Annotated in this window: 10 protein-coding genes and 1 pseudogene; 3 read left to right on the top strand and 8 right to left on the bottom strand. The window is 65.8% G+C overall.

Features of this window, described 5'->3' with window-relative positions; genetic code table 11:
* Window positions 1-73, bottom strand: a 73-nt coding sequence (locus JS521_RS31690) for a DUF2283 domain-containing protein (protein WP_239488122.1), incomplete at its 3' end; no start/stop codon positions are given.
* Window positions 74-109: 36 nt separating this feature from the next.
* Between JS521_RS31690 and JS521_RS31685 the strand changes: the two genes are divergently transcribed.
* On the top strand, window positions 110-430 hold the full coding sequence (locus tag JS521_RS31685; protein ID WP_307847982.1) for a condensation domain-containing protein: 321 nt from the start codon (window positions 110-112) through the stop codon (window positions 428-430).
* Here the strand turns inward: JS521_RS31685 and JS521_RS31680 are convergent.
* Together JS521_RS31680 and JS521_RS31675 are read right to left on the bottom strand one after the other, a co-directional pair.
* Complete coding sequence (locus JS521_RS31680) at window positions 371-616, bottom strand: DUF2283 domain-containing protein (RefSeq protein ID WP_205086361.1); 246 nt, start codon at window positions 614-616, stop codon at window positions 371-373. The two genes, JS521_RS31685 and JS521_RS31680, sit on opposite strands and share 60 nt — an antisense overlap.
* A gap of 70 nt (window positions 617-686) precedes the next feature.
* Window positions 687-1,453: pseudogene (locus JS521_RS31675) on the bottom strand (IS5 family transposase).
* Between the two features lie 348 nt (window positions 1,454-1,801).
* On the opposite strand from JS521_RS31675, the gene JS521_RS31670 reads away from it, so the two are divergent.
* Complete coding sequence (locus tag JS521_RS31670) at window positions 1,802-2,287, top strand: hypothetical protein (protein ID WP_239488118.1); 486 nt, start codon at window positions 1,802-1,804, stop codon at window positions 2,285-2,287.
* A gap of 106 nt (window positions 2,288-2,393) precedes the next feature.
* Here the strand turns inward: JS521_RS31670 and JS521_RS31665 are convergent, their stop codons facing one another.
* The 5 genes from JS521_RS31665 to JS521_RS31645 form a co-directional block, all read right to left on the bottom strand.
* Window positions 2,394-2,816 carry a NucA/NucB deoxyribonuclease domain-containing protein gene (locus JS521_RS31665; protein WP_205086359.1) on the bottom strand — a complete coding sequence of 141 codons (423 nt, stop codon included), beginning with the start codon at window positions 2,814-2,816 and terminating at the stop codon, window positions 2,394-2,396.
* A 569-nt stretch (window positions 2,817-3,385) separates the two neighbouring features.
* Window positions 3,386-3,643: a hypothetical protein gene (locus tag JS521_RS31660; protein ID WP_205086358.1), complete on the bottom strand. Its 258-nt coding sequence runs from the start codon at window positions 3,641-3,643 to the stop codon at window positions 3,386-3,388.
* A 38-nt stretch (window positions 3,644-3,681) separates the two neighbouring features.
* Window positions 3,682-4,083, bottom strand: a complete 402-nt coding sequence (locus JS521_RS31655; protein ID WP_205086357.1) for a DUF6233 domain-containing protein — start codon at window positions 4,081-4,083, stop codon at window positions 3,682-3,684.
* 97 nt (window positions 4,084-4,180) lie between these two features.
* The gene (gene htpG / locus JS521_RS31650) at window positions 4,181-6,097 is read right to left on the bottom strand and encodes a molecular chaperone HtpG (RefSeq protein ID WP_205086356.1); all 1,917 of its coding nucleotides are present in this window, start codon (window positions 6,095-6,097) and stop codon (window positions 4,181-4,183) included.
* 114 nt (window positions 6,098-6,211) lie between these two features.
* Complete coding sequence (locus JS521_RS31645; protein WP_205086355.1) at window positions 6,212-6,862, bottom strand: type III effector protein; 651 nt, start codon at window positions 6,860-6,862, stop codon at window positions 6,212-6,214.
* A gap of 128 nt (window positions 6,863-6,990) precedes the next feature.
* Between JS521_RS31645 and JS521_RS31640 the strand changes: the two genes are divergently transcribed.
* A complete protein-coding gene (locus tag JS521_RS31640; protein ID WP_205086354.1) occupies window positions 6,991-7,425 on the top strand; it encodes an Hsp20/alpha crystallin family protein in 435 nt (144 codons plus the stop codon).
* Window positions 7,426-7,473 lie beyond the last annotated feature (48 nt).

Raw genomic sequence — 7,473 nt, 5'->3', positions numbered from 1 at the left:
GCAGTTTTGAACTGGCTGCCAGCACCTCGATGCCGATGAGGCGGCCCTGCTCGTCGAAGTCGAGGTTGATCATGCCGCCGCAGGTCTCCCACCACCGAGGTGAATTCGCGTGACCGACGTACCGCACACCGGAGTGCCGACGGGCACCCTGCGTCTGACCGCCGCTCAGCAGGGGGTCTGGTTCGCACAGCGGCTCGACCCGGCGGATCCGGCGTACAACATCGCGGAGTACGCGGATATCAAGGGCCCGGTCGATCCGGACCTGCTGCGCCGCGCCGTCGGCCACACCGCGGCCGAGACGGAGGCACTGAGCCCTTTCCAACCTGCTGCAATTCGCACCGCGGTCGCCGCCAGGGCGGTGCTCGACTGTTCAGGAGTCTTCGGTGTCCAGCCGCTCCGCGGACTGGAGCAGGTACACGGGCAGTTTTGAACTGGCTGCCAGCACCTCGATGCCGATGAGGCGGCCCTGCTCGTCGAAGTCGAGGTTGATCATGCCGTCAACGTCCACCGGATCGCAGGGATACATGCGCGCGGACTTCACGCGGGCCTGCGGTTCGGTGAGATACACGTACGCTGCGTTCACTGTCTTGTCGTAGGTCACTCTGACGTCTGCCACAGTGAGCGGGCTCCCTTGCTGTCGTTTGCTGGCGGCGCTGTCCTGGTCGACGCCCCAGACCGCACCGCCCTCAGGCTGACGGGGCGAGGTGCAAGGCCAGGACAGCCTTGACGATGTCGGTGATGCGGGTGGTGCTGCAACGGAGTTTGCGAAGGAGCCGCCAACTCTTCAGGGTGGCGTTGGCCTGCTCGCCGACAGCTCGGATCCTGGCGTGGGAGGAGTTCACCGCCCGCTTGCCGGCTGGGAGCGTGCTCCATCGGCCCCTGTAAGGCACCCGGATCGTCCCCCGAGCTCCCTGATATCCCTTGTCTGCCCACGTTCGGACGCCGGCTTCGGTCAATGCTTCGATGATGCCGTGGGTGCGTGCTGCCTTGATGTCGTGGACGGCACCTGGCAGGGCAGGTGAGGCCCAAAGCAGCCGTCCGGACGCATCGGCGATGACCTGGACGTTCATGCCGTGCCGCTTGTGCTTGCCGGAGTAGTAGGGGCGGTCGGCAGCGATACGGTCGATCGACAGCAAGGTGCCGTCCAGGATCACGTATGCCTTGCTGGCGGCAACGGTCATGGCCTGCTGGAGCGTGGGGGCGAGGGCAGCCAAGACCTCAACCGCCTCGGCTATGTAGCGGTAGACAGTGGCCAGCCCGATCCCGAAGCCGGCCGCGAGCTGGGCGTAAGTGTGCCCGCAGCGCAGGTGGGCCAGGACGAGCAGGGCCTGTCGCTCCGCAGCCAGGCGGCGCCAGCGCGTGCCAAGCTCACGGCGCCGGGCCGTCAGCAGCTCGGACAGGTAGCGCAAAGTCGAGCTATAGACAGATCGATCCCCGATGGGTAGGAAAGCACGCGCAGCTCCGGGCAGACAGGTTGATCTCGGCCGACAACTCATCTACCAGGAGCTTCACCTCTTCCTCAACGCCACCCTGGACCAACCAGCCTGCTGCGCAGCCAGGTTGGAAAAGCCTCACCGACTGACATCGCGAGATACCTCGACCTCGACAAAAACAAGAACAAACCGACGCGCTAATTCCCGGCAAGCCCATAGCCCGCGCTCAGCGACTATCCGGGACAGGACCATCGGAAGGGCAGCGGTCCACTGCAGTCCGCCTCGACCACCCTGTCGGCGCCTTGTACGGTCGAGTCACTGTCGGAGCATGAGGTCGAGCTGTCAAGAGGTGTACCGTGAGCAGAAGTTTGGACACGCATGAAATGGTAGTCAGTCCCAGCTATCGCTTATTCGGATTGATGGACATGAGTGTCGAGCCGTATGGGCTGGATCCAGATGATACGCATTGGCTTCTCTCCGCCCCTGGGCTGGTCTATCTCCAAGTGCCATCAGCAGTCATTGAGTCGGCCGTGCGTCTGGAGAGCTGGTCCAGCAAACCCCCGGAAAGTCATGCCAACTGGTTCGGCCGGGAGGAAGTGGAAGTAGAGCTTCCCACCGGGGAGATAGGCATTCACACCATTGATGGCGGGGTTCAGGACATCCCTTTAATTCTCCCCTCAGCTGGGCTGTACGAGATGCGGTGGCAGTGGATGTTCAATGGGGATCGAGGGCCTTTCCTGTCGCCGATTGGAGGAGCGCGTGCATTGCCTGTCCCGCCAGGCCAGGAGAGAGAATTGAAAGGTAAAGATCAGTACTGCCTTGTGCAGATGTGGCGCACACTTTCCTATACATAGAGGGAATAATGGACTGTGGGGGCCGACTGGTTCGGCCCCACAGTCCATTAGCTTACTGGCGTGCCGTGCCGTCAGTCGCCGATAACGAGAATGAAGGGATCGTGATTCAAGATCCGGTCGTTGTCGACCAGGCATTCAGGCGGCGCCCAGCCTCCTGGTTCTCGATCCGATCCATGTAACGAACGGAGAATGCATCCGTGTACTTCGTTCCTTCGAACTGCGCGCGCGCCGCGCCCTCATAGGTGGAGGCCATGGGGAACTCGTCGCAGCCGAATACGTCACCAGGGCCGGGCTTGCCGGGCATGCCAGCACTGGTGCAAGTCCTGTCCTTCTGCTTGGAGTTTTCGTTGGCTCGGTTGAGCTCGTATGCTCCGGCCGCCTTCGCGAGACGGTGCATTGGCCGCAATGGATCTCCCCCGGGAAGGCTCTTGTCGGCCTTTGTCGGGTAAGTGCTGCCGAGGTTCTCCAGCCCGTCGCCGACATGGTCGGCAACGGCGGCGACTGGGGGCGGCCCTTCCAACGTCTTCACTCTCCGCCACCCGCAGCAGCAACACGAGTAGCAGACATAGCAGCGCCCCGGACATGGTCTGGGGCGCTGCTACATGCTGATTAGTCCCGTGAGCGGTGCTGCCCGAACAGACCGAGGGCAGTCAGTACGGAGACGCACAGCGACATCCAACCGACGAACGCGCCGCCGCCGTACAGTACGGCGCCAGGAACCGGGGCCCCTGCCTCATGGGAGAGCACTCCTGCCACCACCGCGGACACGAACGATAGGAGCGCGAGAAGTACCTGCGTGGGAAATGTCAGCCTCACCAGGCGATCCCTTCATGAAGGTGATCGAACCGGTTGGCGGGCAGCCTCAGCTCGACCACCGAACTTGATGGCCTGCTGAGGCTCTGCGACGGTTAGAGGCTCACGGTGCCCACTCCCGTTGGCTTCAGTGTGCTGTCCCCCATCGGACCGTCGCCAGCACATCGAAGCTTTTGAATGAGCAACACGCAGCATAGCGAGCCGTGTTGAGGGATGCCAGGAGTTCCGCCCGAGCAGGGCCGGTCCCTTGAGGAAGTGCTGAGGAGCCGCAGGCTGGGATTCCAATCAGACACTCACGTGCAGCGCTCGGTCGAGCGCCATACACGCCGCCTCGATCTGCCCCAGGAACTCGTGGTGCGCCGCGCGCCGCGCGGTACTGGCAACCTTCTGCTCCTGGTCCGCCTGTTCACGCACCCCGGCGAGCGCTGCATCCACCTGAGCCTTCGCGGAAATCCGGGAGCTGCGCCATCCCATCCCAGCCGTCAGGACCACCCCGGCCATACCGATACCCGCAGCCCACAGCGTCGCTTTGTGCGCATCCATACGCGGATTATCCGGCCCCGCCGCTCCACCCGACAGAGTCACGTCCGGTTGAGTACCCGGTCCGGGCGGCACACCGCACACGGCTGCGCACCGTCTGCCAGCTCGGCGCGGGCGCGCTCCGCGGTGACCGGCACCAGGGACCGGCCCCCGGCCCAGCAGTCGCCCCGGTGAATCTCCGTGGTGGGGATCCCGATACCGGCCTCCGCCCGGCCCCAGTCCGGCCCGGAGGCGGGCCGGACCGGAGGCGTGGCCGGACCGGAGGCGTGGCCGGACCGGAGGCGTGGCCGGACCGGAGGCGTGGCCGTGGGTGCCGGGGTCTGCTGCTGGGACTGGTGCCGCTCGACGGCCGCGATCCGGGCACGGATACGGGTCAGGTAATGGGCTGCCCAGGTCTCCAGTGTCCGCAGACGCGCAAGGTCAGGGGGCAGGTCGTCGCCCAAACCCGTCCGCTCCTGCGCCGGGTCGTCCCCGGCTCCCCAGCCCTGTCCGCCGGGCGGGGCGCACCGCCTCTTCGTCTGGGCTGGGGTGCTTTCGTGGTTACAGGGTGCGGGTCAGGTGCTCGGTGAGCAGTCGGGTGAAGCGGGCCGGGTCGGGCAGGTCTCCTCCTTCGGCGAGCAGCGCGCTGCCATAGATCAGCTCGGCGATCTCCGTCAAGGCGGGGTCGTCGGCGTTGGTGTCGTGTGCGGTGCGCAGGCTGGTGATCAGAGGGTGTGTGGGATTGAGTTCCAGGATCCTTTTGGTGGGGGGCATCTGCTGGCCCATGGCCCGGTACATCTTCTCCAGGGTGGGCGTCACGTCGTGGGCGTCGCCAACGATGCAGGCTGCCGAGTTGGTCAGGCGGGATGACAGGCGTACCTGCTTGATGTGGTCCGACAGGGCGGTGGTCAGCCAGGTCAGCAGGGCGGCCAAGTCCTCCTCGCGCTGGGCCCTGTGGGCGTCGGTTTCCTTCTCGCCATCGGCGGTTACGTCGAGGTCGATCTGCCCCTTGGCGATGGACTGCAGACGATGGCCGCCGAAAGCGGGGACCTGGTCGACCCATACCTCGTCGATGGGGTCGGTGAGGATGAGCACCTCGAAGCCTTTGGCGGCGAAGGCTTCCATGTGCGGGGAGTTCTCCACCATGGCGCGCGTCTCGCCGGTCAGGTAGTAAATGGCGTCCTGGCCGTCCTTCATGCGCTCGACGTACTGGCGCAGTGTGGTGGTCTTCTCCGGGTCGTTGGTGGAGGCTGCCGACACCAGCTCCAGCAGGGTTTCGGTGTTGTCCGTGTCCTCGAGCAGGCCCTCCTTCAATGCCCGGCCGAACTGGGCCCAGACCTTCGTGTAGCGCTCGACGTCCTTGGCCTGCATGTCCTTGAATGCTGCGAGGACCTTCTTGATCAGGCGTCGGCGTACGCCTTGGATCTGGCGGTCGTGCTGGAGGAGCTCGCGGGAGACGTTCAGTGACAGGTCGTGGGCGTCCACGACACCCTTGACGAAGCGCAGGTAGTTGGGCATGAGCGCTTCGCAGTCGTCCATGATGAACACCCGCTTGACATATAGCTGCACGCCGGACTTGGACTCGCGGGAGTACAGGTCGAGGGGGGCCTGTGAGGGGATGAACAGCAGCGCTTCGTATTCGAAGGTGCCTTCGGCGCGCATGTGGATCGTCTCGGCCGGGGGCAGCCAGTCGTGGCTGATCTGCTGGTAGAACTCGTTGTACTCGTCCTCGGTCACCTCGCTGCGGGACCGGGCCCACAGCGCCTTCATCGAGTTGAGGGTGTCGAGTTCGGAGGTGGTTTCGCCGTCGGCGTCGGTCCGGTCGGAGACCATGCGGATGGGCCAGCGGATGAAGTCCGAGTAGCGTTTGACGATCTGCCGGATCTTCGATTCGGAAAGGTAGTCGGCGAGTCCGTCCTCGCTGTCGGCGTGCTTGAGGTGCAGGGTGACCGAGGTGCCGACGGGGAGGCCCTCGTCGTCCTGGATAGTGTAGGAGCCCTCGCCGTCGGACTCCCACCGGGTACCGGAGTCGGTGCCGACTCGCCGGGTGCGCATGGTGACCTTGTCGGCGACCATGAAGGCCGAGTAGAAGCCGACGCCGAACTGCCCGATCAGGCTCTCCGTCGTTGCGGCCTCCTTGGACTCCTTGATCTTTTCCAGGAGGCCGGCGGTGCCGGACTTGGCGATCGTGCCGATCAGCTCCACGAGGTCGTCGCGGGTCATGCCGATGCCGTTGTCGCGGACGGTCAAGGTGCGGGCGTCCCTGTCGACCTCGAGCGAGATGTGCAGGGCGCTGGTGTCGACTTCGGCGAGGCTGCCGGTCAGCGACTCCAGCCTCAGCTTGTCCAGGGCGTCGGAGGCGTTCGAGATCAGCTCGCGCAGGAAGATGTCTTTGTTCGAGTAGATGGAGTGGATCACCAGGCGGAGCAATTGGCGGGTCTCTGCCTGGAATTCCAGTGTCTCAACGCTGCTGGGCATGCAGGGTCCTCTCGGCGGTAGGTCGGATACGGATGGGATTCGGGCACGGGGCCGTCGTCGGGTGACGCGCCGACGGGAGGCCGCGCGTGCGGACGGTGGCTTTGCGGGGGTAGGTCAGTTTTCGTCAGAGGGTGTCGTGATGCGGTGGGCTTCGAGGGCGTCCAGGGAGTCGACGAGACCGGAGTGGCGGGCACCGAGGTGAGGGCGCATGTCGGCCAGGGGTGCGATGAGTTCTGCGGCGTCCCCGGCGCCGAGAGCGGTGTGCACAGCGGCCTGGGCCGAGCGCGCTTCGGGCGTGAGGTGGGCTAGCGCGGTGATCTGTCCGGCGAGGCGGCGCAGGTCGGCTGAGTTGGCGCGGGCCCAGGTGGCGGCGGTGCGGTCGGCGGCGCGGCGCTGGCGGGTGGCCTGCACGCGTTGCTCTCCGGTAGTGCCTGCGGGGCCGGGCCGGCCCCGCAGGTAGCGGCGTTCGGCTGCTTGGCGGCTGGCGACGCCGAGGGGGTGGGCGAGGTCGGCCCAGCTGGCACCTGCGTGGCGGGCGGTTTCGATCAGACCGGTCTCCCAGTCGGCGAGCTGCTCGCGCACCTGCCGCAGCAGCATCAGGGAGGCCAGGGCCTGCTCAGGGCCTGGCACGGCAGCGTCGGGAGTGTCGTTCTGCGCACCGCGCAAGGCTTCGTCCATGGCGGCCAGGGCTGACGCAGCGGCCAGAAAGGACGCCGGGCTGTGGGCCTCGGTGCTGGTCTCGGGCGGCTGATCGGCTGCGGTCACGGACACCTCCTCGGATTGTCATCGATTGGATGACGGAGTCTCTTTGTCATCCACTGGATGACATGCTACAACAGTGCTTGTGCAGCGCATTGGCAGCAACCGTTCGAACCTGCTGGAGGTGTTTCACGATGTTGATGCGCACTGACCCCTTCCGTGAGCTGGACCGGATGGCGCAGCAGTTGATGGGCCCGGGGACCTGGTCGAAGCCGTCGGTGATGCCGATGGACGCCTACCGCGAGGGGGACGAGTACGTGGTGGCTTTCGACATCCCCGGCGTGACCGCGGACGCGCTCGACGTCGACGTCGAGCGGAACATGCTGACCGTCAAGGCCGAGCGACGGCCGACGGCCGAGGCTGACAACGTCAAGATGGAACTGTCGGAGCGACCGCTGGGCATCTTCTCCCGACAGATCGTGCTCGCCGACACCCTCGACACCGAGCGCATTCAGGCTGACTACGACGCCGGCGTTCTCACCCTGCGCATCCCGATCGCGGAGCGCGCCAAGCCCCGCAAGGTCTCCATCGGCGCCGGCTCCGGCCGCAAGAAGATGATTCCCGGCTGACCCAGCCTGCAACCGGTGCGGAGGGCGGCCCCCTGATCTCCCCCTCCC

The organism is Streptomyces durocortorensis (assembly GCF_016901035.1).
Lineage (GTDB): Bacteria > Actinomycetota > Actinomycetes > Streptomycetales > Streptomycetaceae > Streptomyces > Streptomyces durocortorensis.
Note: the sequence above shows the minus strand (reverse complement) of the source record. Positions and strands in the feature narration are given on the sequence as shown.

Coding starts and splice junctions, on each gene's coding strand:
- JS521_RS31660 (WP_205086358.1), bottom strand. CDS start 3,643: ATGGATGCGCACAAAGCGACGCTGTGGGCTGCGGGTATCGGTATGGCC.
- htpG (WP_205086356.1), bottom strand. CDS start 6,097: ATGCCCAGCAGCGTTGAGACACTGGAATTCCAGGCAGAGACCCGCCAA.
- JS521_RS31640 (WP_205086354.1), top strand. CDS start 6,991: ATGTTGATGCGCACTGACCCCTTCCGTGAGCTGGACCGGATGGCGCAG.